This is a genomic window from Alloalcanivorax sp. C16-1, from assembly GCF_046507805.1.
Classification (GTDB): Bacteria; Pseudomonadota; Gammaproteobacteria; order Pseudomonadales; family Alcanivoracaceae; genus Alloalcanivorax.
The window spans coordinates 595,421-619,004 of sequence record NZ_JBKFTK010000002.1 but is presented as its reverse complement, the minus strand read 5'-3'; the positions used below and the strand labels follow the sequence as shown (position 1 = coordinate 619,004).

At 66.7% G+C, this 23,584-nt stretch carries 22 protein-coding genes; 8 read left to right on the top strand and 14 right to left on the bottom strand.

The features are described from left to right. Positions 1-9: 9 nt before the first annotated feature. The 5 genes from ACLD0W_RS10050 to ACLD0W_RS10030 are packed head-to-tail and all read right to left on the bottom strand — an operon-like array spanning position 10 to position 4,699. A complete protein-coding gene (locus tag ACLD0W_RS10050; RefSeq protein WP_410307343.1) occupies positions 10-726 on the bottom strand; it encodes a class I SAM-dependent methyltransferase in 717 nt (238 codons plus the stop codon). A 17-nt stretch (positions 727-743) separates the two neighbouring features. Further along, the gene (locus tag ACLD0W_RS10045; RefSeq protein ID WP_410307342.1) at positions 744-1,541 is read right to left on the bottom strand and encodes an undecaprenyl-diphosphate phosphatase; all 798 of its coding nucleotides are present in this window, start codon (positions 1,539-1,541) and stop codon (positions 744-746) included. Between the two features lie 12 nt (positions 1,542-1,553). After that, on the bottom strand, positions 1,554-1,988 hold the full coding sequence (locus tag ACLD0W_RS10040; RefSeq protein ID WP_410307341.1) for an acyl-CoA thioesterase: 435 nt from the start codon (positions 1,986-1,988) through the stop codon (positions 1,554-1,556). 58 nt (positions 1,989-2,046) lie between these two features. After that, positions 2,047-2,709 carry a tRNA (adenosine(37)-N6)-threonylcarbamoyltransferase complex dimerization subunit type 1 TsaB gene (gene tsaB, locus ACLD0W_RS10035; RefSeq protein ID WP_410307340.1) on the bottom strand — a complete coding sequence of 221 codons (663 nt, stop codon included), beginning with the start codon at positions 2,707-2,709 and terminating at the stop codon, positions 2,047-2,049. Beyond that, on the bottom strand, positions 2,687-4,699 hold the full coding sequence (locus ACLD0W_RS10030) for an ATP-dependent DNA helicase (RefSeq protein ID WP_410307339.1): 2,013 nt from the start codon (positions 4,697-4,699) through the stop codon (positions 2,687-2,689). The genes tsaB and ACLD0W_RS10030 overlap by 23 nt, the downstream gene beginning before the upstream one ends. 86 nt (positions 4,700-4,785) lie before the next feature. Here ACLD0W_RS10030 and ACLD0W_RS10025 point away from each other — a divergent pair, with 86 nt between their 5' ends. After that, complete coding sequence (locus tag ACLD0W_RS10025) at positions 4,786-5,325, top strand: molybdenum cofactor guanylyltransferase (RefSeq protein ID WP_410307338.1); 540 nt, start codon at positions 4,786-4,788, stop codon at positions 5,323-5,325. Between the two features lie 61 nt (positions 5,326-5,386). On the opposite strand, the gene ACLD0W_RS10020 is transcribed toward ACLD0W_RS10025, so the two are convergent. From ACLD0W_RS10020 to ACLD0W_RS10010, 3 genes are all read right to left on the bottom strand, one after another. Further along, positions 5,387-5,773 (bottom strand): SCP2 sterol-binding domain-containing protein, encoded by a 387-nt coding sequence (locus tag ACLD0W_RS10020; RefSeq protein WP_410307337.1) that lies wholly within the window; start codon positions 5,771-5,773, stop codon positions 5,387-5,389. Positions 5,774-5,924: 151 nt separating this feature from the next. Next, positions 5,925-7,220: an ammonium transporter gene (locus ACLD0W_RS10015; RefSeq protein ID WP_410307336.1), complete on the bottom strand. Its 1,296-nt coding sequence runs from the start codon at positions 7,218-7,220 to the stop codon at positions 5,925-5,927. A 281-nt stretch (positions 7,221-7,501) separates the two neighbouring features. Further along, positions 7,502-8,404 carry a tetratricopeptide repeat protein gene (locus ACLD0W_RS10010; protein WP_410307335.1) on the bottom strand — a complete coding sequence of 301 codons (903 nt, stop codon included), beginning with the start codon at positions 8,402-8,404 and terminating at the stop codon, positions 7,502-7,504. A 197-nt stretch (positions 8,405-8,601) separates the two neighbouring features. On the opposite strand from ACLD0W_RS10010, the gene ACLD0W_RS10005 reads away from it, so the two are divergent. The 4 genes from ACLD0W_RS10005 to minE all read left to right on the top strand — a co-directional run bounded on the left by ACLD0W_RS10005 (position 8,602) and on the right by minE (position 13,139). Continuing rightward, positions 8,602-11,058, top strand: a complete 2,457-nt coding sequence (locus tag ACLD0W_RS10005) for an acyl-CoA dehydrogenase (protein WP_410307334.1) — start codon at positions 8,602-8,604, stop codon at positions 11,056-11,058. Between the two features lie 257 nt (positions 11,059-11,315). Continuing rightward, positions 11,316-12,032, top strand: a complete 717-nt coding sequence (minC, locus tag ACLD0W_RS10000; protein ID WP_410307333.1) for a septum site-determining protein MinC — start codon at positions 11,316-11,318, stop codon at positions 12,030-12,032. Positions 12,033-12,069: 37 nt separating this feature from the next. Next, a complete protein-coding gene (gene minD, locus ACLD0W_RS09995) occupies positions 12,070-12,882 on the top strand; it encodes a septum site-determining protein MinD (protein ID WP_410307332.1) in 813 nt (270 codons plus the stop codon). A 2-nt stretch (positions 12,883-12,884) separates the two neighbouring features. Then, a complete protein-coding gene (gene minE / locus ACLD0W_RS09990; protein ID WP_138772247.1) occupies positions 12,885-13,139 on the top strand; it encodes a cell division topological specificity factor MinE in 255 nt (84 codons plus the stop codon). Positions 13,140-13,389: 250 nt separating this feature from the next. Here the strand turns inward: minE and ACLD0W_RS09985 are convergent, their stop codons facing one another. The 6 genes from ACLD0W_RS09985 to ACLD0W_RS09960 all read right to left on the bottom strand — a co-directional run bounded on the left by ACLD0W_RS09985 (position 13,390) and on the right by ACLD0W_RS09960 (position 19,282). Next, the gene (locus tag ACLD0W_RS09985; protein ID WP_410307331.1) at positions 13,390-14,169 is read right to left on the bottom strand and encodes a 3-hydroxybutyrate dehydrogenase; all 780 of its coding nucleotides are present in this window, start codon (positions 14,167-14,169) and stop codon (positions 13,390-13,392) included. After that, positions 14,159-15,355 carry a branched-chain amino acid ABC transporter permease gene (locus ACLD0W_RS09980; RefSeq protein ID WP_410307330.1) on the bottom strand — a complete coding sequence of 399 codons (1,197 nt, stop codon included), beginning with the start codon at positions 15,353-15,355 and terminating at the stop codon, positions 14,159-14,161. Before ACLD0W_RS09980 ends, ACLD0W_RS09985 begins: the two co-directional genes overlap by 11 nt. A 13-nt stretch (positions 15,356-15,368) precedes the next feature. Continuing rightward, complete coding sequence (locus tag ACLD0W_RS09975) at positions 15,369-16,427, bottom strand: branched-chain amino acid ABC transporter permease (RefSeq protein ID WP_410307329.1); 1,059 nt, start codon at positions 16,425-16,427, stop codon at positions 15,369-15,371. A 31-nt stretch (positions 16,428-16,458) separates the two neighbouring features. Then, complete coding sequence (locus tag ACLD0W_RS09970; RefSeq protein ID WP_410307328.1) at positions 16,459-17,184, bottom strand: ABC transporter ATP-binding protein; 726 nt, start codon at positions 17,182-17,184, stop codon at positions 16,459-16,461. Position 17,185: 1 nt separating this feature from the next. Beyond that, the gene (locus ACLD0W_RS09965; RefSeq protein ID WP_410307327.1) at positions 17,186-17,986 is read right to left on the bottom strand and encodes an ABC transporter ATP-binding protein; all 801 of its coding nucleotides are present in this window, start codon (positions 17,984-17,986) and stop codon (positions 17,186-17,188) included. Positions 17,987-18,058: 72 nt separating this feature from the next. Further along, complete coding sequence (locus tag ACLD0W_RS09960) at positions 18,059-19,282, bottom strand: substrate-binding domain-containing protein (RefSeq protein ID WP_410307326.1); 1,224 nt, start codon at positions 19,280-19,282, stop codon at positions 18,059-18,061. 324 nt (positions 19,283-19,606) lie between these two features. Between ACLD0W_RS09960 and ACLD0W_RS09955 the strand changes: the two genes are divergently transcribed. The 3 genes from ACLD0W_RS09955 to ACLD0W_RS09945 all read left to right on the top strand — a co-directional run bounded on the left by ACLD0W_RS09955 (position 19,607) and on the right by ACLD0W_RS09945 (position 23,579). Continuing rightward, complete coding sequence (locus ACLD0W_RS09955) at positions 19,607-20,266, top strand: TetR/AcrR family transcriptional regulator (protein ID WP_410307325.1); 660 nt, start codon at positions 19,607-19,609, stop codon at positions 20,264-20,266. Beyond that, the gene (locus ACLD0W_RS09950; protein WP_410307324.1) at positions 20,263-21,018 is read left to right on the top strand and encodes an enoyl-CoA hydratase/isomerase family protein; all 756 of its coding nucleotides are present in this window, start codon (positions 20,263-20,265) and stop codon (positions 21,016-21,018) included. The genes ACLD0W_RS09955 and ACLD0W_RS09950 overlap by 4 nt, the downstream gene beginning before the upstream one ends. Positions 21,019-21,110: 92 nt before the next feature. Continuing rightward, the gene (locus ACLD0W_RS09945; protein ID WP_410307323.1) at positions 21,111-23,579 is read left to right on the top strand and encodes an NHL repeat-containing protein; all 2,469 of its coding nucleotides are present in this window, start codon (positions 21,111-21,113) and stop codon (positions 23,577-23,579) included. Positions 23,580-23,584: the final 5 nt, after the last annotated feature.

Here is a 23,584-nt window from a genome sequence, read left to right as displayed (position 1 = left end):
CCACCGCTCCTACGGCATGTAGATATCAAAGCGCACGGTCTTGCCCTCGTGGCTGTGGTGCGGCGCCACGCCGGCCAGCGGCGGTGCCTTGCGCGGCCGCTTCACCACCACCCGGCGGGCCTCCAGCCCCCGGGCGCGGGCCAGCAGGGCCGCCTCCTCCGCCGCGTCCGGATAGGCGCAAAGACGCTGCAGCCACTGCAGGTCCTGTTTGACCGCCGCGCTCTTGCCGCGCGCCGGAAACATGGGATCCAGATACACCCCGTGCCAGAGGCCGGAGGGCAACGTCATCGCCGCCGCCTCGCCCGCCGGCAGCAACCTCAGGCGCCCGGCCAGGTCGGTGCCGGCGGCCCGTGTCAGGCCGTCCGCCAGCAGCGCGTGCAGCACCGGTTGGCGCTCCACCAGGGTCACGTCAAAACCGGCGGCCGCCATCAGGGCGGCGTCCCGGCCCAGGCCGGCGGTCAGATCCAGCACCCGGTCCCTGCCGTCCTGGGGCTTGCCCAGGGCCTTGATCAACCGCTCGTGGCGGGTGCGCTCGGCGGCCAGCCGGTAGCCCTGACGGCCGCCGACCAAGTCCACTTTCAACGGCAAAGCGCGGGCGGCCGGGTCCCACAGGGACAGGGCGCCGTCCTCGCCGGCGGGCCCGATCACCAGGGCCAGGCCCCGTTCCCGCGCCGCCTCCGCGCTCGCCACCGGCTCACCGCCGGCCCCGGCCGGGGCGCCGGGCAAGCGGCCCAACCCGACGGTCATACGAACCAGAGGAACAGCACGGCGCCGAGCAGCAGCCGGTACAGCATGAACGGCAGCATGCCGATGCGGTCCAGCAGGCGCAGGAAAAACAGAATGGTCAGATAGGCGGTAACGGCGCTCACCACCACACCCAGGGCCATGTGCATCCAGTCCACCGGCACCCGGCTTTCCAGCAGGTCCTTGGTCTTGAGCAGGCCGGCGCCGAGAATCACCGGAATCGACAGCAGGAACGAGAAGCGCGCCGCGTCCTCGCGGCGGAAGCCCAGGGCCAGCGCCGCGGTGATGGTGATGCCGCTGCGCGAGGTGCCGGGAATCAGCGCCACCGCCTGGGCCACGCCGATCAGCAGCGCGCTGCCCACGCCCAGCTGGTCCACGCCGCGCCGGCGGGCACCCCAGATGTCCGCCAGCCACAGGGCGACGCCGAACACCACCGTGGTGGTGGCGATCACCGCCGCCGAGCGCAGCTCGTTCTCGATCAGGTCCTTGAGCAGAAAGCCCGCCGCCACCGCCGGTATCGTCGCCAGCACCACCAGCAGCCCCAGCCGCAGGTCCGGATTGACGCGCCGCTCCACCAGACCCTGGCCGGCGCCCCGGGTCATCGCCCACACATCGCGTCGGTAATAAACCAGCACCGCCAGCAGCGTGCCCAGATGCACCGCCACGTCGAACGCCAGGCCCTGATCCGGCCAGCCCAGCACCTGGGAGGGCAGGATCAGATGGGCGGAACTGGAGATCGGCAGAAACTCCGTCAGTCCCTGAATCAGCGCCAGCATCAGCGCCTGAAAGTTGTCCATTCGGCGAGGTCCTTATTCGTCGGCGGTGACCCGGTAGCCGCTGAGAAATTCCGGGGGCATGCGACGGGGCTTGCCCGAGTCCAGGGCCACGCACACCCACTTGGTGCGCCCGCGCAGCAGCGTCAGGCCGTCCGCGTCGCGCACGATCTGGTAGCGGCGGGTGATGCTGATGCGCTGGTCGTTCTCCACGATCCAGGTGCCGATGCGCAGCTTTTCGCCCTGGTAGGCCGGCGCCAGGTAGTCCACCTCGGTGTGGCGCGCCACCATGCAGCGGTTGAGGCGCTGGTATTCGTCCCAGCCCAGGCCCAGCACCTGGGTGTGCTGCCAGGCGATCTTTTCCATGTAGCGCAGGTACTCGGTGTTGTTCACATGGCCGAGCACGTCGATGGATTCCGGCGCCACCACCACTTCCAGTTCATGCACGTTGGGCAGGTCCCACTCGATCATCGTCCCTCTCTCCTCAAGCATGGCTTGATCGCGGCTTCAGCCGCGATCAGCGCCGATATCAAACCACGCGATCACGCAGATACACCGGCTGCGCCTGTTCCGCCGGCACCGTCAATCCGGCCCGCACCAGCGGCGCCGCCAGCCGCGCCACCGCCGAGGCCCGCGGCATAATGGTCTGGTCCACCGCCGCCAGGGTGACGCGGGCGGCGATGCGCTCCTGGTAGAGCGCACCGGAGCCGGCCAGCAGCCAGTCCTCGCCGTCCAGGGCCGGCACGTCGTCCGGGTCGAACAGGCCGTCCGCCAGCAACGTCTCCACGCCGTCGGCGTTACACTGATAGGCACCCAGATAGAGCTCGCCCATGCGCGCATCGAACGCCGCCAGCACCCGGGGCCGGTCGGGATGAACGTCGAAGGCGGCCAGCGCGCAGGCGGCCAGGGTCGACACCCCGGCCACCGGCAGGTCGCGGGCGAAGGCCAGGCCCTGGATCACCGAGGTGGCCACCCGCACCCCGGTGAAGGCGCCCGGCCCCTGGCCAAACGCCAGCGCGTCCAGGGCGCCCAGGCCGATGCCGGCCTCCGCCAGCAGGTCGTCCACCAGCGGCAGCACCCGCTCGGTCTGGCGGCGGGCACCGGGTTCGAAGCGCTCCAGCACCGCGCCGTCGCGGTACAGCGCCACGGAACAGGCGTCGGTGGCGGTCTCAATGGCCAGAATGTGCGTCATGGCTTTGCTCTTGCGGGGCGGGCGCGGTGGGCGCCTCGCCGGTTTGCGATTGTTGCAGCCGTTGCGCCTGCAGTTTGGCGATGTGCGGAAAGAACCGCTGCACCACTTCCGCTTTGCGGGTGCGGGTCATGCCCGGCAGGCTGTCGAGAAACAGTTTGCCGTAGCCCTTGGTGACCAGGCGCGGGTCGCCCACCACCAGCAGGCCGGTGTCGTCCGGGTCGCGGATCAGCCGGCCGGCGCCCTGGCGCAGGGCCAGCACCGCCTGGGGCAGCTGATAATCGCGGAAGGCGTTACCGCCGGTGCGGTTGATGTGCTCGATGCGCGCCGCCGCCACCGGGTCCCCCGGCGAGCCGAACGGCAGCTTGTCGATGATCACGCAACTGAGGGCCTCGCCGCGCACGTCGATGCCCTCCCAGAAACTGCTGGTGCCGAGCAACACCGCATTACCCAGACGCCGGAAGTCGTCCAGCAGTTCCCGGCGCCCGGCTTCGCCCTGCACCAGCAAGGGGTAATCCAGTTTCGCCTCGCGCAGCAGCGCCGCCGCCTCGCGCAGGGCCCGGTGGCTAGTGAACAGAAAGAAGGTGCGCCCCTCGGCGGCCTGGATCACCGGGATCATGGCCCGGGTCAGGCTGGCGGTGTAGTCCGGCGAGGACGGCGCCGGCAGCCCCTCGGGCACGTAGAACACCGCCTGACGCTTGAAGTCGAACGGGCTCTCCAGCCGCAGGGTGTCCGCCTCGTCCAGGCCCAGGCGCTTTTGCAGGTGCTCGAAGCGGCCGGCCACCGACAGGGTGGCGGAGGTGAGCACCCAGGCACAGGGGTGCTTTTCGCGCTGGGCGCGCAGTTGGGCGGCCACCGACAGCGGCGTGCTGTGCAGCACCACCGTGCGGCGGAAAGTCTCGAACCAGTACACCCGGTTGGGGCCGTTGGCGTCGAGGATCGACTTCAGCGTCAGCACGTGCTCGGCGGCGCGCCGGGCACAGGACTCCAGGCCCCGGCTGGAGCGCGCCTGGGGCTCGAGAAAATCGTTCAGGTCGATGAGCGCGTCCAGCAGCGCCTCGCCGGCCTCTTGCACGGCGCTGATCTCGGCCACCTCGGACCAGGGCGCGCGGCGTTCCTGCTCGCCCAGACTCAGGCGAAGGTCCTGGCCGGCCTTGTCCAGGGCGGAGACGCGCTGGTTCAGCTCCGCCAGGTCCAGCGCCGAATGCGCCGCCTCGGAGAGCGCGTCCCGGCCCAGCTCCTGGACCTGACGGGTGCTGAGCGAATCGCCGAAGAAGTTGGCCGCCACCTCCGGCAGCTGGTGGGCCTCGTCGAAGATCACCGTATTGGCGCTGGGCAGCAATTCGGAGACGCCCTCCCCGCGCAGCGCCGCGTCGGCGAAGAACAGGTGATGGTTGACCACCACCAGGTCCGCCTCCTGGGCCTCCTTGCGGGCGTTCATCAACGGGCATTCGCTGTATTTCGGACATTCGGTGCCCAGGCAGTTGTCCGCGGTGCTGGTGACCCAGGGCCACACCGGCGCGTCCTCCGGCAGTTGCTTCAGCTCGGCGATGTCACCGGTGCGGGTGCGCGAGGCCCAGTGCGCCACCACCTGCAGCTGCTCGGCGGTCTCGCGGGTCAGAAAGCGCGCTTCCTCCTGGTGCAGCTCCAGCCGATAGGGGCACAGATAGTTGGCGCGGCCCTTGAGCAGCGCCGCCTTGCGCGGCAGCCCCAGGGCCTTGAGCACCATCGGCAGGTCCTTGAAGAACAACTGATCCTGCAGACTCTTGGTGCCGGTGGACACCAGCGTGGGGCCGTCGGACAACAGCGCCGGCAGCAGATAGGCCAGGGTCTTGCCGGTGCCGGTTTCCGCCTCAACCAACAGGGTGCCGCGCTTATCGATGGCCTCGGCCACCGCGTCGGCCATCAGCAGCTGCGGCTCCCGGGGCCGGTAGCCGTGCAGCAAGCGACCGAAACGGTCGATGTCGTTAAGATAGTCGCGGGCGCTGTTCACTGGCGGTCTCGTGCGGCTGCGGGCTCGGCGATGCCTGGGCGCAGAGGATAGCGGATAACTTCGCCCACTCCCAATAGGACCACTTCATGGATGTTTTCTATACATTGCTGATTCTGGCCGGCGGCGAAGGCCGGCGCATGGGCGGCCAGGACAAGGGGCTGGTGGAAGTGAACGGCCGGCCGCTGGTGGACCACCTGCTGGCGGCGGTGGCGCCGCCGGGCCCGGTGGTGATCAGCGCCAACCGCCACCTGGACGCCTACCGGCGGCGCGCCGACACCGTGGTCAGCGACCGCCGCGACGGCTACTGCGGCCCCATGGCCGGCCTGGAGGCGGGCCTGGCGGCCTGCGGCGACGGCCCGATACTGTGCCTGCCCTGCGACCTGCTGGCGCCCCCCGCCGCCCTGCCCGGCCTGCTGCTGGACGGCCTGGACCCGGGCCGGGTGCGCCGGATCGAGGACGACCGGGGCCCGCAGCCGCTGTGTCTGGGGCTGCACGGCGAACGCTGGGTGCCGTCGATCAGCGAGTATCTGGACCAGGGCGGGCGCAGCGTGCGCGGCTGGCTGGACCGGGTGCCCCACGAGGTGGTGCGCATCGACGGGCGGCTGGAGAACCGCAACCGGCTCTGATCGCTGAAAAGAAAACGCCCGCGCGAGGCGGGCGTCTTCGATTCACCGAGGTGAAGCGGAATCAGGCGGTCACTTCCTGAATCTTCTTCATCAGTTGCTTCTGATCGTCGGTGGGCTGCGCGGACTGCAGGGACATCAGCTTGCTCATGTCGCCGTCGACCTTGATCTGGCCGCTCATGAAGCCCTGCATGCCGGCGGACTGGTCGCCTTCGATAAAGATGCGCTTGGCCAGATCGGCGGGCAGGGTCAGGGTGGTGGAGGCGTCGTCGTGCTGGCCTTCCTCGATCATGCCGCCAACCAGGGCCAGGTGCTTCTCGCCGTCGTCGGTTTTCACATTGATGTTGATGACCAGGTCGGCGAGCGCCGGGGGGGCCTGCACATCGCCGGCGGATTCACGGATTTCCTTTACCTTCGCGAACCATTCGTCGGACAGAAATTCCACGCTCATTGTTATCTCCTTGGTTGAATGCCGCTTCGACGCCCGGGCCAATTCAAACGAGCGTTCGAAACTTTTCCGTACCTTATCGAAAGGCCCCGGGGCTGACAATGGTTTCGGAGCGCCAAAAAGGGTTTCAGGGCGCCAAAAACGCGCCCTTCGCTCACAGGTCGTAGCCGCGCTCCTCGTGCAGGGCGATGTCCAGCCCCTGGCTTTCCTCCTCGGCACTCACCCGCAGCGGCGTGAACAGGCCCACCAGCTTGAGCAGCAGCCAGGTGATCGCCGCGGTGTAGACGATCGTCACCACCACGCCCAGCACCTGCACGCCCACCTGCTCCAGCATGCCGTATTCCGGCCTGGCGAAGCCGTAACCGGAGAACACGCCCAGGCCGGTGGAGGCGAACACGCCGGCCAGCACCGTGCCCAGCATGCCGCCGATGCCGTGCACCGGGAATACATCCAGGGAATCGTCGATGCGCCACTTCTGTTTGACCACCAGCACCATATAGAAGCACACCACGCCGGCGGCCAGACCGATGATCAGCGCCCCGCCCGGCCCCACGAAGCCGGAAGCGGGGGTGATGGTGCCCAGCCCGGCCACCATGCCGGTGACGATGCCCAGGGCGGACGGCTTGCCGAACTTCACGTACTCCAGGGTGATCCACACCAGCGAGGCGGCGGCGGCGGAAATATGGGTGACCAGCATGGCCATGGCGGCGTTGCCGTCGGCGGCCAGCGCCGAGCCGCCGTTGAAGCCGAACCAGCCCACCCACAGCATGCCGGCGCCCATCACCGTCATGGTCATGTTGTGCGGCTTCATGGCCTGGCCGGGCCAGTCCTTGCGGCGGCCCAGCACCATGGCCGCCACCAGGGCGGCCACGCCGGCGGTGATGTGCACCACGGTGCCGCCGGCGAAGTCGTACAGTCCCAGCTCCGCCAGCCAGCCACCGCCCCACACCCAGTGGCACACCGGCACGTAAACGCCCAGCACCCACAGCACCGAGAACGCCAGCATGGCGCCGAAGCGCATGCGCTCGGCGAAGGCGCCGACGATCAGCGCCGGGGTGATGATGGCGAAGGTCATCTGGAACAGCCCGTGCAGGCTCTGCGGCAGGGTGCCGGACACGGTATCCCGGTCGATGCCGGCGAAGAAGGCGTGCTGCAGCCCGCCGATCCAGGCGTTGGCGCCGCCGCCGTCGGCGAACGCCAGGGAATAGCCGGCGATCAGCCACACCAGCGACACCGCGCAGGCAATGGCGAAGCACTGCATCAGTACCGACAGCACGTTCTTGGCGCGCACCAGACCGCCGTAGAACAGGCTCAGCCCCGGCAGGGTCATGAACAGCACCAGGGCGGTGGCGGCGATGATCCAGGCGGTATCGCTCTTGTCCAGGGTGTCGGCGAAAGCCGCCGACGGCATCAGGGCGGTCAGCGCCGCCACGCGATAGATTATTTTCATGGTTGGTTTCCCGGTCCTCGAGGCCGAACAACGGCCGGAATTGCACCGCCGGGAGGCACCCCGACGGCTCTGCACCGGGAAAGGGCATACAAGAATCAGGCCAGATCCCCAAACCCCTCAAACCGGGATCGGACCACGACTCTCGCCCGCAAAGCCGCGGAAACACGGCCACTGTTGCACCAATAAAACGCAAAAACCCCGCTTAGAGGCACCATTTCCGTGCGTCTAAGCGGGGTTTAACTGCGCCAGAAAGAGGCGGGCCGGTCAGCCCGCGGCGGGGTTCAATGCAAATAGGTGAACATCTTGCGGCGGTAGCGGCTGGCCATGGGGTCACCCTTGGGCAGGCACTCGAACACTTCCAGCAGGGCCTGCCGGGCCACGCCGTCCTGATAGTCCGGGTGGTCCCGCAGCAGGGTCAGCAGCGCCTCCAGGCCGGCCTCGAACTGGCCGGCGGCGGCGGCGCGCAGGCCGTAGGCGTGCAGGTCGGCGGGTGCCGGGTCGTTGTCGATGCGCGCGGCCAGGTCACGCAGGGTTTCGTTACCGCCTTCCAGCTTGTCCAACAACGCGAACCGGGCGCGGAACGGGCGCAGTTCCTCCACGTCCTCGACCACCTCGGCCAGCGTCGACTGGGCCTCGTCAACGCGGCCCTCGCCGAGCAGATATTCCACCAGCAGGGCGCGGAAAGCGTGTTTGTCCGGCTGCTCCTGCAGGGTCTGACGCAGGGCCTGCTCGGCCTGTTCGCCGTGGCCGGCCTCGATGGCCTGGCGCACCTGCTCCAGAAACTGCTCTTCCTGTTCCGCCTGGGCCGCGTCCGGGTCCACCACCGGCGCCAGCCAGCGGCGCAGGGCGCCCTCGGTCTGGGCGCCGTCCAACTCGCTGACCAGCTGGCCCTGATAGACCAGCTTCAGCGACGGCAGGCTGCGCACGCCGAACTGGGCGGCGATGTTCTGCTGCTCGTCGGCGTTGACCTTGGCGAGCACGAACTTGCCCTGGTATTCGCCGGCCAGCTTCTCCAGCAGCGGCGCCATTTGCTGGCAGGGCTGACACCAGGACGCCCAGAAGTCGAACAGCACCGGCACCTGCCGCGAGCCCTCCAGCAACTGCTGAATGTTCTGTTCGGTGACATCGATGATCGAAGCGTTGTCCTGCACCGTGGACTCCTGTGCCGAGAGATAGGTTTTCAAGGTTTCCTTGATTGGCGGCAATTGTACGGAATTCCAAGGGGCCATAAACAGATTAAATACTGTTAAAGCGCCAACAAAGCGGTGGCGGAAGGGTACACTGGTACAGACGTTCACGCCCTCTGCATACTGTCCCGGTAACGTAGGGAGCGTTTTAGGGTATCCACTCTCGAGCACGCATCCTGGCAAAGGAGATGACCATGCTGAGCCTTTTGGCCCTGTTGATTTTGGCCGGCACCTTGTTGGCCATATTTTATGCGCAATTGACGTTGACCACCGGGAGCGTGGTCTTCGCCGTCGTCTGGCTGCTGTGCGGCCTGCTGGCGTCGTGGCTGTACAACCCCATTCTGTTGATCCTGCTGGCGGCGGTGCTGCTGGTGCTCAACCATCCGGGCCTGCGCAGCAAGCTGATCGCCCGCCCGGTGTTCAACATGCTCGGCAAGATGATGCCGCCCATCGGCGACACCGAGCGCGAGGCCATCGAGGCCGGCGCCACCTGGTTCGAGGCGGAGCTGTTCGGCGGCAAGCCGGACTGGGACGACTTCTCCAAGACCAACTTCACCCAGCTCACCGAGGAGGAGCAATCCTTCATCGACAATGAGGTGGAAGAGCTCTGCGACATGCTCGACGAGTGGAAGATCTACCACGAGCTCAAGGATCTGCCCGAGGAAGTGTGGGAATTCCTCAAGACCAAGGGCTTCTTCAGCCTGATCATTCCCAAGGAATACGGCGGCCGCGACTTCAGCCCCTACGCGCAGAGCCGCACCATGAGCAAGATCGCCACCCGCTCACTGACCACGGCGGTGACCGCCATGGTGCCCAACTCCCTGGGCCCGGGCGAGCTGCTGGCCAAGTACGGCACCGAGGAACAGAAGCAGCGCTGGCTGCCCGGCCTGTCCTCCGGCCAGGAAATCCCCTGCTTCGGCCTGACCGGCCCGGAAGCCGGCTCCGACGCCGGCGCCATTCCCGATAAGGGCGTGGTCTGCAAGCGCACCGTGGACGGCGAGGAAGTGCTCGGCATCAGCCTGAGTTTCGCCAAACGCTGGATCACCCTGGCCCCGGTGGCCACGGTGGTGGGCCTGGCGTTCAAACTGTATGACCCGGAACACCTGCTCGGCGACCAGGACGAGCTGGGCATTACCTGTGCCCTGCTGCCCGCCGACACCGAGGGCGTGGAAATCGGCCGTCGCCATAACCCGGGCGGCTCCCCGTTCATGAACGGCCCGATCAACGGCACCGACGTGTTCGTGCCCCTGGACGCCATCATCGGCGGCCCGGAAATGGCCGGCAAAGGCTGGCGCATGCTGATCGAATGCCTGGGCGCCGGCCGGGGCGTGTCCCTGCCGGCCCTGGCCACCGCCAGCGGCGAGATGGGCTACCGCATGACCGGCGCCTTCGCGCGCATCCGCCGCCAGTTCGGCGTGGCCGTGGGCCACTTCGAGGGCGTGCAGGAAGCCTCCGCCCAGGTGGCCGGTCTGGCCTACACCCTGGAAGCCTATCGGCACCTGGTCACCCGGGGCCTGGAAGAAGGCACCATCTCGGTGGTCACGGCCATGGCCAAGTACCACTCCACGGAAATGATGCGGATCCTGATCAACAACGGCATGGACATCGCCAGCGGCCGCGCCGTGCAGATGGGCCCGCGCAACTTCATGGCGCTGCCCTACCAGTCCATTCCGGTGGCGATCACCGTGGAAGGCGCCAACATCCTGACCCGCTCGCTGATGATCTTCGGCCAGGGCGCGCTGCGCTGTCATCCGTACCTGTACGACGAACTGCAGGCGATCCAGGACGAGGACCAGGAGCGCGGCTTCAAGCAGTTCGAGCACCTGTTCTTCAAGCACGCCGGCCACTCCCTGGGCAACATCAGCCGGGGCATCGTGCTCGGCCTGACCGGCTCCAAGCTGGCCGACATCCCGGCCAACGCGGACAGCTTCAGTGCCCCCTGGTACCGCCTGATCACCCGCTACAGCGCGGTGCTGGCGAGCCTCTCGGACGTGGCCTTCGCCCTGTTGGGCGGCGACCTCAAGCGTCGCGAGATGGTGTCCGCGCGGCTCGGCGATCTGCACAGCCATCTGTTGGTCAGCTGCGCGATCCTCAAGTACCACGCCACCCTGCCCCGGGACGAGGCCAACGACGCCCACGCCACCTATGCGCTGCGTCGTTCGCTGAGCCAGGCCCAGGACGCCATCGACGATTTCTGCCGCAACTTCGGCTACTTCGGCGTGGCGCGGGTGCTCAAGGCGCTGTTCTTCCCGCTGGGCCGCCCCTGTCTGGCGCACAAACCGGACGACGTGCTGGTGCGCACCCTGGGCGAGCAGATCATGAACCCCACCAGCGTGCGCGACGCCCTGGCCGCCAACGCCTACATTTCCCAGGACCCCAACGACAGCATCGGCCGGGTGGAAACCACCTACAACAAGCTGCTGGAAGTGGAAGCGGACTTCGAGGCGTTCTACAAGGCGGACATCAAGGGCAAGCTCCAGGGCGACACCCTGCGCGCCAAGGTGGAAGACGCCGCCGCCCAGGGCATCATCCCCTCCGACAAGGTGGAGGCGATCCTGGAGTACGACGAGATGCGCTATGACTGTCTGCTCACCGACGCCTTCGACAAGGAGTTCAAGGAAGTGCAGATGCACACCGCGCGGCCGGTCTGACCGGTCCCGCGCTCGAGAAGAAACGAAACGGGCCGCCTTCGGGCGGCCTTTTTCGTGGACGGGCGGCAGCCACCTACGCCTTTATTCTTATTCTCGGCGTTTTTCTGCCCATCCGGTCCCATTGCCGCCAAATTTAACAACGCGCCGCTGTCACGCGGCTTTCACCGGATCGCGCTTTCGACTAGGCTTCTCCCGTTCCGTCGCCGGCCGCCGCGCTTCGCGCCGGCGTCCACCCATTCGGTACAAGACACCCTCCAATGACAGTGGCTTCCGAAGAAAAAGCGGTTCTCGAATTCAAGGGCCGCATGCTGATGATGACGGTCCTTCAGCTCAAGGACCTGGACCCCAATACCCTGCACCGCGAAGTGGGCCGCCGGCTCGAGGACGCGGCCCAGTGGCTGCGTGACGCGCCGGTGGTGATCGACGTGGCCACCCCGGAGGACGTCAATCAGATCGAGCTGCTGTCCGCCGTGGACACCCTGCGCGGCCTGGGCGTGAACCTGGTGGCCCTGGCCCGCAACGCCCATCTCGACGCCGACACCGCCGCCATGCTCGGGCTGGGCAGCATCAGCCTGGCCGGTGGCCGCGACGTGGCCCGGGCGGAACCGGCGCCGGCCAGCGAGGCGGCGCCGGCGGCGGCCGCCGAGACCCTGCTGGTGGAACAACCGGTGCGCTCCGGACAGCAGATCTACAGCCGTGGCGACCTGATCGTGCTGGCGCCGGTGAGCACCGGCGCGGAACTGCTCGCCGAGGGCCATATCCACGTCTACAACACCCTGCGCGGGCGCGCCCTGGCCGGGGTGCGCGGTGACACCTCGGCGCGTATCTTCTGTCAGAACCTGGACGCGGAACTGGTGTCCATCGCCGGCCACTACCGGGTGGCCGAGGATCTGCCCGATAATCAACGCCGCAAGGCGGTGCAAATTACTCTGGACGGCGACGCCATGCGCTTCGTCGAGCTGAGCGGCAAGTAACGCCGCCCCGCGAACACTCATTCAAGGAGACGAGATCGTGACAAAAATCGTGGTCGTAACATCCGGCAAGGGGGGTGTGGGCAAAACCACCACCAGCGCGGCCCTGGCAACCGGCCTGGCGCTGCGCGGCCACAAAACCACGGTGATCGATTTTGACGTGGGCCTGCGCAACCTGGATCTGATCATGGGCTGCGAACGCCGCGTGGTGTACGACCTGGTCAACGTGATCAGCGGCGACGCCAACCTCAAGCAGGGTCTGATCAAGGACAAGCGCGTGGAGAACCTGTTTATCCTCCCGGCTTCCCAGACCCGCGATAAGGACGCCCTGACCCTGGAAGGCGTGGAGCAGGTGCTCAACGGCCTCAAGGACATGGGCATGGAATACATCATCTGCGACAGCCCGGCGGGCATCGAGAAAGGCGCGCTCACCGCCGCCTATTTCGCCGACGAGGCGGTGGTGGTGACCAACCCGGAAGTGTCCAGCGTGCGCGATTCCGACCGTATTCTGGGCATCCTCTCCAGCAAGACCCGCAAGGCGGAACAGGGCGAAGGCGACATTCCCGCCCGCCTGCTGCTGACCCGCTACTCCCCGCAGCGGGTGGAAAGCGGCCAGATGCTGTCCGTGGAGGACGTGAAGGAGATTCTCGCCATCGATCTGCTGGGCGTGATCCCGGAATCCCAGGCGGTGCTCAATGCCAGTAACGGCGGCACGCCGGTGATCCTGGACGCGGAATCCGATGCCGGTCAGGCCTACGAGGACGCGGTCGCCCGCTTCCTGGGCGAGGAACGCGAGCACCGCTTCCTGACCAGCGCCAAGAAAAGCCTGTTCGGCCGACTGTTCGGAGGGTAACGATGAGCATCTTCAGCTATTTGCTACCCAAGAAGGAAAAATCGGCGTCGGTGGCCAAGGAACGCCTGCAGATCATCGTCGCCCGGGAGCGCTCCACCCGGGGCGGGCCGGACTACCTGCCGCAGTTGCAGGAAGAGCTGCTGATGGTGGTGCGCAAGTACGTGCCGGTGGACCAGGACGCGGTCAACATCCAGCTGGACCGGGAGTCCGGCTGCGAGATCCTGGAACTGAACATCACCCTGCCCGAGCAGGAATAACCCTGGCGGTGGTCCCGCCGCGATCGGCCGTGAAGCAAAAAAAAGCGCCGGGGATCTCCCCCGGCGCGCACGGCTCTCCCGTCTTTCTTTGCCAAATCCGCTCGCTTCGTTGACTACTGTCCTTCCGTACAGTACATTCAGTGGTCCGGCGGGCCCCTTCAGGTTTTCCTTTTCTGCGACCCCTCCGAAGGCCTGATCGATCTCCAGGTTCCAGGGACGGAACCGGCCCCCGGACCCTTTATCGACCGCCCTACCCCATGTGCCAGCCGTGGCTGACCACGAACGACTGACCGGTGAGCGCCGCCGACGGAAACGCCGCCAGATCGGTGGCCAGCCGGGCGATGTCCTCCACGGTGGTGAACTCCCCGTCCACGGTGTTCTTGAGCATCACGTTGCGCACCACCTCTTCCTCGGAGATTCCCAGTTCCCGGGCCTGCTCCGGAATCTGCTTCTCCACCAGCGGCGTGCGCACGAACCCCGGACAAATAATGTGGCTGCGCACGCCGTGGGCGGCGCCCTCCTTGGCCACCGAACGGCACAGCCCCAACAGGGCGTGCTTGGCGGCCACGTAGGGCGACTTCAACGGCGACGCCTCCAGGGAATGCACCGAGCCCATGTACAGCAGGGTGCCGCCTCCGCCTTGGTACATATGGCGCAGCGCCGCCCGCGTCAGCAGGAAGGCGCCGTCCAGATGCACGGCGGTGACCTTGCGCCAGTCGGCCAGGGACAGCTTGTCGAGGGCTTCAATGTGCTGCACCCCGGCGTTGGCAATGGCGATGTCGAGACGGCCCCAGGTGTCGATCACCCGTTGTACGCCGCTGTCCACCGCGTTCTCGTCGGTGACGTCCATGGTCACGGCGATGGCCTCGCCGCCGGCGGCGCGAATCGCGGCCGCCGCGTCCTCGGCGGTGGCGGCTTCCAGATCCGCCACCGCCACCCGCGCCCCTTCCCGGGCGTACTGTTCGGCGATTCCCCGGCCGATACCACGGCCGGCGCCGGTAATGATCGCTACACGGTCGTTAAGACGCATGATGCTGTTCTCCTTGGTCCGCCACCCGGCCGCCGGCGCGGCGCTGGCGACGGCGCGCCGCCCACAGCCGCAGCTGGCCGACAATCCCGGTGGGGAAGAAATACACGCTGAGCACGAACAGCAGGCCGAACCACAGCAGCCAGCGGTCCGGGCCCACCAGATGTTCCAGCAGGCTGCCCGGCTCGGCGCCGCCGGCCAGCAGCTTGAGCAGGTCCTGCAGATAGTTCTGCGCCAGCAGGAACACGGCGGTGCCGACCACCGCGCCGTACAGGGTGCCCATGCCGCCGATCACGCACATCAGCAGGATGAACACCATCAGCTCGAAGTTGAGCGTGTTCTCCGGGTTCACGTAGCGGTTGATCAGCGCGAACAGCACCCCGGCCAGGGTCGCCAGCAGCGCCGACACGATCACCACCGCGGTGCGGTAAAACACGGTGCGGTAGCCCAGGGCCTGGGCGCGGAATTCGTTCTCGCGGATCGCCTGCAGCACCCGGCCGAACGGCGAGTTGACCATGCGCAGCAGGAACAGGAACACCAGCACCGCGCTGACGAAGGCCACGTAATACATCAGATGCTTGCCGCTGATGCGCACATCGAACAGGGCATTCTGGAAAGCACCGGCCGGGTCGCTGAACAGGCCGGTGAAAAAGCCCACCACGTCAAAGCCCACCCAGGGCTCATCGAACGGCCGGAACGCCGGGCCCAGTTCCCGGGGCACGCGCATGGCCAGGCCGTCCTCGCCACCGGTCAGGTTGTACAACTGAGTCACCAGGCTGAGAAAGGCAAACGCCACCGCCAGGGTCACCAGGGCGAAGAAGATCGCCTTGACCCGCAACGACAGCAGACCCAGCAACAGGGACAGCAGAATGGACAGCAGCAAGGCGCCGCCAATGCCGATCAGCAGCGCGCCGTAGCCGCTGCCGAAGGCGTCGGTGGCCATCGCCACCCCATAGGCGCCGATGCCGAAGAACATGGTGTGCGCGAACGACACGATGTGGGTGTAGCCCAGCATCAGGTCGTAGGAGGCCACCACGATAATGAACACGCAGATCATGCCGAGCATGGAGAAGGCGCGCACGCCCGGGAACAGAAACGGCCCCAGCGCCAGGCTCACGCCGATGATCAGCAGCAGCACGGTGAGCGCGCGGCTGCGCGGGTAATCGCCGGAAAGCAGTCGTTGCATCATAGCCGGGCGCCCCTTAAACCTTGATGACCGGAATCAGGCCCTGGGGGCGCCACATCAGCACGCCCACCATCAGACCCACGGTGGCCACCGCCGCCAGACGCGGCTCCAGGTAGCCCACATAGAGATTGATCAGACCCACCAGCACGGCGCCGTAGAAGCAGCCCTTGATGGAGCCCAGCCCGCCGAGAATGATCACCACGATCACCGAGATCATCAGCTCGTCGCCCATGTGCGCGGTGATGATCTCCCGGTACATGGCCCACATGGCGCCGCCCAGCCCGGCCAGCGCCGAGCCGGCCACGAACACGCCCAGAAACAGCAGACGGATGCGGTAGCCGTGCACCTCCACCATCTCCTGGTCCTCCACCCCGGCGCGGATCAGGATGCCGGTGCGGGTGTGTTCGATCACCCAGGTCATCATGCCGTACACCGCCAGCCCCAGGATCACCGCGATCAGCCGGTATTTTTCCAGGGCCACGCCGCCGATCACCGGCCAGGACTCGGGCACCAGAAAGGCGCCGGTGAGCGCGTCCGGGCGCGGCACCGGAATCTCGTTGGGGCCCCAGATCACATGGATCACTTCCATCAGAATGATGGAGCCGCCCACGGTGACCAGAATCTGCTTGAGGTGGTCGCCGTACACCGGCCGGATCACCAGCCGCTCGAACAGCAGCCCGACCAGGCCGGCCACCGCCAGGGCGAAGCCCAGCGCCGGCACCACCGCCGCCAGGTTGGCCAGCAGCGACGACTCGCCGGCGCTGGCGTTGAGCCAGTGCACCAGCACCGTGGCGCCGGCGAAAGCGCCCAGGGAAATAAAAGCGCCGTGGGCCAGATTGAGCACGTTCATCAGACCGAAGGTCAGGGTCATCCCCGAGGCCATCAGAAACACCATGGCGCCCATGGCCAGGCCGCTGATGGTGAGCACCACCCAGGTGCGCGGGTCCATCATGAAAAACGCCACCAGCATCATCAGCACCAGCAGAAACAGGTGCGGCCGTTTCTCGCGGAACGCGCGGAAGCGGGCGAGGGCGCCCTGGGGCCGCGGTTCGAGAATTTCGTCGTGCGCCGACATGACAGTGTTCTCCTTATTGATTGATACGCGCCTATTGATGCGCGCCCAGACCGAGGCCCAGCAACTCCTGTTGCAGGTCCTCGTCGTCGGCCAGCTCGGCCATCTGGCCGGCGTACACCACCCCGCCGTCGTTCATCACCGCCACGGACTGGCCCAGACGCCGGGAAAAGTTAAAGTTCTGTTCCACCAATAGAATGCTGACCTGCTGCTCCTTGAGCTGCTCGAAGGCGTCCGCCAGGTCGTTGATGATGGCCGGCGCCAGCCCCTTGGTGGGCTCGTCCACCAGCAGCAGTTCGCGGGGCTCGATCACCGCCCGGGCAATGGCCAGCATCTGCTTCTGGCCGCCGGAAAGATTGCCCGCCGGTCGGTTCCAGAATTTCTTCATCGGCGGGAACAGTTCGAAAATCCAGTTCAGGCGCTGTTCGTCCATGGGCCCGCTGACCGCCGCCAGCACCATGTTTTCGCGCACCGTCAGCAGGCTGAAAATGCCCATGTTTTCGGGTACGAAGGCGATGCCCTGGCGGGCGATGCGCGGCGTCGGCTGGCCGGTGATGTCCTCGCCGCGAAAACGCACCTGGCCGCCGGTCACCGTGGTCAGGCCCATGATGGTACGCAGCGTGGTGCTCTTGCCGGCGCCGTTGCGGCCCAGCAGCACGGTCAGCTCGCCCTTCGGCACCCGCAGGTCCACGCCATGCAGAATGTGGTACTGGTCGATGTCCGCGCGCACGCCGGTGAGAGAAAGAATCGGGTCGCTCATATCAGGCTTCCTCGGCGGGTTCATCGGCGGTGGCGCCCAGGTAGGCTTCCTGGACGATGGGCGAGGCGATCACCTCGGCGGGTTCGCCGTCGGCCACCAGTTCACCGTTGTGCAGCACCACGATGCGGTCGGACAGCGAGCGCACCACGTCCATTTTGTGTTCCACCAGCAGAATCACTTTGTTCTGCTTGTTCTTGATGTCGGCGATCAGATCCAGAATCACCGGCACTTCATCCACGCTCATGCCGGCGGTGGGTTCGTCGAACATGAACACCTCCGGCTCCAGCGCCAGCATCAGCGCTACTTCCAGTTTGCGCTGGTCGCCATGGGGCAGATTGGCCACCAGATCGTCAGCGCGACGGCCCAGGTTCACCTGTTCCAGATAGGCGGCGGCGCGGTCGGTGAGATCGCGGCGGCGGCTGGCCATCTGCCAGAACACATGACCGATGCGATGGCGCGACGCCACCGCCAGGCGCACGTTTTCCAGCGCCGTCAGGTTGGGGAACAGATTGGTCAGCTGGAAAGCGCGGCCCAGGCCCTTGTCGGCGCGGGCGGCGGCGCCCAGTTTGGTAATGTCCTCGTCGAACAGCCGCACGCTGCCGGCGGACGCGTGCAGCTGCCCGGAAATCAGATTGAACCAGGTGGTCTTGCCGGCGCCGTTGGGCCCGACGATGGAGGTCAGGGTGCCGGCGTGGAACGCACAGGACACCTGATTGACCGCCACGTGACCGCCGAAGTTGATGGTCAGGTCGCGGGTTTCCAGCACCGGACGAGAGGCGGTTTCGGGTTGCAAGGAGGCCATGGGAGGTCCCTCGGTATGATCGGAAAAAGGCGGGTGACGGTGGCGTGGCCCAGCCGGGCCACGCCCCTGGTCTCAGCGCTTGTTGCGGATCGGGATGTTCATCTGATCGATGGCGATGGTGCGCACCAGCTCCGGCACGCCGGCGGTGACGGTGCGGTCGGCGAACCAGTCATCACGCTCCTCGGCCTTGATGCGGAAGTGGTACATCTCCTGCAGGGCCTGATGGTCCTCGTCGCGGAGGATCATCTTGCCTTTCGGGGTCTCGAACACCAGCCCTTCAAACGCCTTGATCAGGTCCTCGGTGTCGGTGGAACCCTTGCTCTTGCGGATCGCCGCGGTGATCGCCATGGCCTGGGAGAAACCCTGGGCGGTGAAGAAGTCCGGGGCCGCGTCGAAGCGCTTGAAGTGCTCCTTCACGAACCAGTCGTTGATCTCGTTCTTGGGCGACTCGAAGTAGTAGAAGCCGGCGCCTTCCATGCCCGGGAATTCGGAGTAGCTCACCAGCGCCGGCAGGATGTTGCCGCCGGTGGCCAGCTTGATGCCGAAGCGTTCCGGCTGCAGGTCCTGGATGCGGCTCAGCGGGTTGGCGCTGCCGGCCCAGATGGCGAAGATGTATTTGCCCTGCTCGCAACCGTCCCGGTCCTTGAGCGCGTTGAACAGGCGCTGGGCGGCGGCGGTGAAGTCGGTGGCGTCGGTGGGCAGGTATTCCTCGTGCACTACCTTACCGCCCTGACCTTCCATCGCTTCCTTGTAGGCGGCCACGCCGTCGCGGCCAAAGGCGTAGTCCTGGGCGATGGTGGCCACGCAGACCCCCGGCTCACCCAGGGCCACCGCGTTGGAGACCGCGTCCTGGGAGGAGTTGCGGCCGACCCGGAATACATAGCGGTTCCAGTCGGCGCCGGTGATGGCGTCGGCCACACCCTCGGGCATGATGATGCGCTCGTACTGCTCGGCGATCGGCAGGGTGGCCAGGGCCACGCCGGAGGATACCGGACCCACCACGATCTGGGCGTCGTCCTCGGCGTAGGCTTCCTCCACCAGGGAGCGGGCCCGGGCCGGATCCAGCTGGGTGTCCTTGTCGATGATCTCGATCTTGCGGCCTTCGATCTCCATGCTGCCGTCGGTGGCGTACTCGAAGCCCATTTCCAGACCCACGCTGAGCTGCTCCGCGTAGGCGGACAGCGGGCCGGTGAAGCCGGTGACATGGGCGATGCGGATGGAGTCGGCGGCCTGCGCCAGGGGCGCGGCGGCCAGGGCGGTGAGCGTGAAGGCCGTGGCGGTAATCAGACGCTTCATAGGATCTCTCCCTATTCTTGTTCCGGCCGTTGGCCGTGAGTTGTTGTTGTGCTGTTCTTGAGAGCGTGCGCCAACAATATGACAACTGATTCACCTTTCTGCAAGAGTCTGGCGAAAAAAATTCCACGACCGTGGAATATTTCCCACCCACCCCATCAAGACGCCCTTAAACCCCTATAAATACAGTGATTTAGCCGTTACAGCGTGCACCTCCAAGTGCTGTTCCGGCCCTGAATTCAGGTCTTCATAGTTGACAGAATGATCACCCAAACCTAATTTAGTTGAATACCGATTCAACTTTCAAAGAACAAAACACGGGCCCCCATGACCACGACCGCCAACGCCAAAACCGTTCCCGGCTCCGCCTCTCGTGACGCCGGCCCCGGCGCCCCCAAGACCGCCCGTGGCGCCCGTACCCGCGCCCGCATCCTGCACGCGGCGGAGCACACCTTCGGCACCCTTGGCTATCATCGCGCCGGCATCAGCGACATCACCCGCGCCGCTGGCGTCGCCCAGGGCACCTTCTACACCTATTTCGCCGGCAAGGAGGAAATCCTCCGCGAACTGGTGCGCGACATGGGCCATCAGGTGCGCGCTCACCTGGCCGCCGAGATCGTCGACGCCGGCGACCGGCTGCAGGCGGAGGAAAAAGGTCTGCGCGCCTTCCTGCAGTACCTGTTCGAGCACCCTTCCCTGTACCGGGTGCTGCAGGAGGCCCAGTTCGTGGACGAGTCCATCTACCGCGAGTACTACGAAGCCTTCGGGCGCGGCTATCTGCGCATGCTGGCCGACGCCACCCGCAAGGGCGAGATCCGCGCCGGCAACAACGAGGTGCGGGTGTGGGCGCTGATGGGCATGTCCAACTTTCTCGGTCTGCGCTACGCCCTGTGGGATCGGGACGTGTCGTTCGACGAGATCGTCGCCACCATCTCCGACCTGTTCCGCAATGGCCTGACCCTGGACGGCCGGGAGAAGAACCCATGAGCGCCGCCACCCTGCACATCGAAGAACGCATCGCCCGGCTCACCCTGAACCGGCCACAACGCCACAACGCCCTGGTGCCGGACCTGCTGGAGGCGATCCGCGCCCAGCTGGCGCGGGTCCGTGACAGCGACGCGGCGGTGCTGATTCTGGACGCGGAGGGGCGCTCCTTTTCCAGCGGCGGCGATGTGGCCGGCTTCCACGACACGCCCCGGGACCAGCGCCGCGCCTACGCGGAAAACGTGGTCGGCACCCTTAACGCCACCCTGCTGGATCTGCTCGATCTTCCAGTGCCCACGGTGGTGGCGGTGCACGGCCTGGTCACCGGCGGCTCCCTGGGTCTGGTGCTGGCCTGCGACATCGCCGTGGCCGGCGACCGGGCCAGCTTCGCGCCCTGGTACACGGTGGTGGGCTTCAGCCCCGACGGCGGCTGGACCGCGCTGATGCCGGAGCGCATCGGCCGCGCCCGGGCGCTGGATGTGCAGCTCACCAACCGCCGCCTGGACGCGGACGAGGCCCACCGGCTGGGGCTGGTGCAGTACCGCGCCGGCGCCGACGACACCGGCGCCCGGGCACGGGCGGTGGCGGAAAAAATCCGCGACGCCAAACCTGGCAGTGTGCGCCGCACCCTGGCCCTGACCCGCCCGGACCGGGCCACCGTGGCCGCCGGCCTGGAGGCCGAGTACCGGCATTTTCTGGAGCAAATAGAAAGCGACGAGGCGGACCGGGGCATGGCCGCCTTCCTGAAAAAATAACGATTTTCTCGGATCAACCCGGCCGCCGGCCGCCGTTTGGGGCGGACGCCTGCGCCCGGCACGCAAAACAACAATCACAACGGGAGAGCATCATGAAAACAAAAACCCTGGCCGGCGCGCTGTTACTCGGCGCCCTGCCCCTTACCATCCCCCTCACCGCGGGCGCGTTCGACACCTTCGCCGACGAGGACCGCTCCGCGGAACTCAGCGGCGAGCCGGTGCAGCAACGCTACCAGTTCAACACCCCCACCACCGTCACCTATGACCGCGACTCGCTGAGCGGCGGCGCCAGCGGCGCCCGCGTCTACGTGGCGGACATGGGCAACCATGAAATCAAGGTGCTGAATCTGAATGGCGCCCTGGTGGGCCGTCTGGACGACGCCGACACCACCCTGGCCGCCGACAGCCCGGCCAGCTCGGTACCGGAGATCCGCGCGCCCCTGGGCATCGCCTTTCTGTCGAAAAGCGAAGCGGACGACGGCCGGCTGGCCGGGCTCTACGTGAACGACGTGGGCCTGCAGCAGATCCATTTTTTCCGCACCGTGGCCGGCAGCGCCGGCGGTTTCGAATACGTCACCTCCATCGGTCAGCCCGGCCACGGCGGCGGCGAGGACCTCTACCTGCCGCGCAACATGACCATCACGCCGCAGGGCTTCATCTATGTGTCCGATGAATTCAACCATCGGGTCAAGGCGTTCGGCATCGACCCGGACAACGGCTATCAGGTGACCCTGATCCAGACCCTGGGCCACCAGGACGGCAGCGGCCGCTACGTGGACGCCGGCCCGCGCATCCGCGGCGTGGACAAGGACTACGGCACCGACTCCACCTATTACGACGATTACGCCGGCGAACCGGCCAAACGCGACGGCTTCCGCATTCCCCAGGGGATGACCTACTACACGTCACCGGACAACGGCGCCACCTACCTGTACGTGGCCGACAACGGCAACAACCGCATCAAGATCTTCCGCGTCAACACCGCCACCGGCCAGCTCACCCTGGACGACATGATCGGTCGCTTCCGCGACGGCGGCAGCGCCGACCATCTGAAACGACCGCGCGGGCTGCGCACCGACCTGGACGGCAACCTCTACGTGGCGGACACCTACAGCGGTCGCATCCTGCGCTTCAGCAATCTCGCCAGCACCAGCGACACCAACCCGGTGCGCTACCGCACCAGCAAAAGCAGCGACGCCTCCGCCGCCTGGATCTATGGCCGCCTCGGCATCCATCAGGTGGAAATGCGCGCGCCCACCAGCGCCGGCACCGAGGACGAAGCCTTCCAGCTGCCCAACGATCTGGTGCCGGTGATCCGCGCCGACGGCAGCTTCTATCGGGAAAACATTTATTCCTGGGGCTACTACTACAGCAACGCCCGGGTGCATCTGGTCAGTGACTCCGGCAACAACCGCATCAAGAAATGCTGGACCAACTCCAGCGGCACCACCCTGCTGCGCTGCTCCGTGTCCGCCGGCGTCGGCACCGTGTCCAACAACGAATTCTGGGGCCATCCGCGCACCCTGGCCGGCCAGCTGCATTCCGCCAGCGGCATGGCCTGGCTGGCCGGCAAGAACCGTCTGCTGGTGAGCGACACGCCCAACACCCGCATCAACATGTACGACAGCGGCGGCAACTATCAGGGCCGCTTCCCGGGCACCAACATCAGCTACGGGGTCACCGGCATCGCCACCTTCACCGACAGCAACATCGGCGAAGGCGTGGCGGTGCTGGTGGGCGCCGACGCCACCCTGCCCTGGCCCTACATCGGCGACGCCAGCCTGCGCATCTACGACGCCAACGGCAATCTGGAAGAGCTGTTCAACCTGAGCTACCGCACCGGCGGCCTGCCGGTGCCGGAAATCGGCCTGTCCACCAGCAACACCAACTACCCGGTGTCGGTGAGCGTCACCCAGGGCGGCGACGAGCACGCCGTCTATATCACCAGCTTCGACAACTATGTGTGGCGCTTCGATTACGACAGCGGCAGCGGCACCCTGGACGGCAACTGGTACGCCGGCGGCGTGGACAGCGCCAAGGGCAACGACCTGGGTGAGAGCTGGAGCCTGGGCCCGGACTTCTTCGAACAGGGCGCGCCGGGCACCTTCGACCAGATCGGCAGCGTGCTGGCCCTGGACGACCGGGTCTATGTCACCGACCGTCGCAACCAGCGCATCCAGGCGCTGAACCCGGCCAACGGCGCCCTGATCGGCCAGATCGGCCTGGGCGGCGGCACCTACGACCATCCGGACGACCTGGACCCGCAGCGCCTGTTCCTGCCCGCCGGCCTCGCCTACGACGCCGCCCAGGACGCCCTGGTGGTGGCCGACGGCTTCAATATGGTGGCGCGAGCCTGGGCCAATCCGGACGACTACAGCCCCGACGGCGCCGGCGTGATCAGCCCCGCCTACCAGGGCCACTGGCTGGACCGTGATCTGGGCACCCGCCCCGGCGGTCTGTTCGACACCGAGCAGGTGGCCGTGGGCGGCGGCGACGTCTATGTGTTCTCGTTGATCAGCAACCGCATCACCCGGTTCGACTGGTCGGAACTGAATCCCTGATCGCC

Excerpts from the sequence above, each read along its gene's own strand:
- ACLD0W_RS10045 (WP_410307342.1), bottom strand. The coding sequence starts at position 1,541 with ATGGACAACTTTCAGGCGCTGATGCTGGCGCTGATTCAGGGACTGACG.
- ACLD0W_RS10040 (WP_410307341.1), bottom strand. The coding sequence starts at position 1,988 with ATGATCGAGTGGGACCTGCCCAACGTGCATGAACTGGAAGTGGTGGTG.
- tsaB (WP_410307340.1), bottom strand. The coding sequence starts at position 2,709 with ATGACGCACATTCTGGCCATTGAGACCGCCACCGACGCCTGTTCCGTG.
- ACLD0W_RS10025 (WP_410307338.1), top strand. The coding sequence starts at position 4,786 with ATGGATGTTTTCTATACATTGCTGATTCTGGCCGGCGGCGAAGGCCGG.
- ACLD0W_RS10020 (WP_410307337.1), bottom strand. The coding sequence starts at position 5,773 with ATGAGCGTGGAATTTCTGTCCGACGAATGGTTCGCGAAGGTAAAGGAA.
- ACLD0W_RS10015 (WP_410307336.1), bottom strand. The coding sequence starts at position 7,220 with ATGAAAATAATCTATCGCGTGGCGGCGCTGACCGCCCTGATGCCGTCG.
- ACLD0W_RS10005 (WP_410307334.1), top strand. The coding sequence starts at position 8,602 with ATGCTGAGCCTTTTGGCCCTGTTGATTTTGGCCGGCACCTTGTTGGCC.
- minC (WP_410307333.1), top strand. The coding sequence starts at position 11,316 with ATGACAGTGGCTTCCGAAGAAAAAGCGGTTCTCGAATTCAAGGGCCGC.
- minE (WP_138772247.1), top strand. The coding sequence starts at position 12,885 with ATGAGCATCTTCAGCTATTTGCTACCCAAGAAGGAAAAATCGGCGTCG.
- ACLD0W_RS09985 (WP_410307331.1), bottom strand. The coding sequence starts at position 14,169 with ATGCGTCTTAACGACCGTGTAGCGATCATTACCGGCGCCGGCCGTGGT.
- ACLD0W_RS09980 (WP_410307330.1), bottom strand. The coding sequence starts at position 15,355 with ATGATGCAACGACTGCTTTCCGGCGATTACCCGCGCAGCCGCGCGCTC.
- ACLD0W_RS09975 (WP_410307329.1), bottom strand. The coding sequence starts at position 16,427 with ATGTCGGCGCACGACGAAATTCTCGAACCGCGGCCCCAGGGCGCCCTC.
- ACLD0W_RS09970 (WP_410307328.1), bottom strand. The coding sequence starts at position 17,184 with ATGAGCGACCCGATTCTTTCTCTCACCGGCGTGCGCGCGGACATCGAC.
- ACLD0W_RS09965 (WP_410307327.1), bottom strand. The coding sequence starts at position 17,986 with ATGGCCTCCTTGCAACCCGAAACCGCCTCTCGTCCGGTGCTGGAAACC.
- ACLD0W_RS09960 (WP_410307326.1), bottom strand. The coding sequence starts at position 19,282 with ATGAAGCGTCTGATTACCGCCACGGCCTTCACGCTCACCGCCCTGGCC.
- ACLD0W_RS09955 (WP_410307325.1), top strand. The coding sequence starts at position 19,607 with ATGACCACGACCGCCAACGCCAAAACCGTTCCCGGCTCCGCCTCTCGT.
- ACLD0W_RS09950 (WP_410307324.1), top strand. The coding sequence starts at position 20,263 with ATGAGCGCCGCCACCCTGCACATCGAAGAACGCATCGCCCGGCTCACC.
- ACLD0W_RS09945 (WP_410307323.1), top strand. The coding sequence starts at position 21,111 with ATGAAAACAAAAACCCTGGCCGGCGCGCTGTTACTCGGCGCCCTGCCC.